The sequence below is a fragment of the Burkholderia stagnalis genome (assembly GCF_902830275.1).
In the GTDB taxonomy this organism is placed as follows: Bacteria; Pseudomonadota; Gammaproteobacteria; order Burkholderiales; family Burkholderiaceae; genus Burkholderia; species Burkholderia stagnalis.
Map to the genome: position 1 here is coordinate 1 of NZ_CADESW010000085.1, position 544 is coordinate 544.

General features: G+C 63.4%; 1 protein-coding gene. It reads right to left on the reverse strand.

Annotated elements, in window-relative coordinates:
• A partial coding sequence (locus HWY45_RS36325; RefSeq protein WP_176118498.1) for a hypothetical protein occupies nucleotides 1-544 on the reverse strand: 544 nt, incomplete at both ends.

A 544-nucleotide genomic window follows, 5' to 3' on the forward strand; every position in this document is an offset into this window, starting at 1 on the left:
TTCACGGTGAGCGCGCCGTTGGCATCCAGCACGCCCTGGTTCGTCAGCTTGCCCGACGTGGTGAAATTCAAGTTGCCGTTCGCGTGCAGCCTGTTCGCTGCCGTCTGCGTGTAGTCGCTTCCGAGTGTGATCGAGCCATCGCGGCCTGCGATGATGGAACCGTCACCGGACAGCGTGCCGGCCGTCAGCGTCAGGTCTTGATCGCTACCGATCGCACCGCCCTGATTCGACAGCGCACCGGTCTGAATCGATACGCTGCCGCCGCTGCCGGCGTCGTTACCGATTTTGCCGGACGTACTGTCGATCGACGCGGCGTTCAGCGCCAGCGCGCCGTTTGCTCGAACAGATCCGTTCTGATTCGAAAGGCGGGCGTTCGCGCCGTTGAACGTCAGACTATTCGCGGCCGACAATACGCCGCCGGCATTGTTCGCGTTATTGGCGACGTTCAACGTCAGGTCGTGGCCGGCCAGCGTCTGACCGCCTTGCGCATTCGTGAGCGATTGCGCGGTCAGCGTCACATCGCCGTTGCCGCCGATCGTGCCTG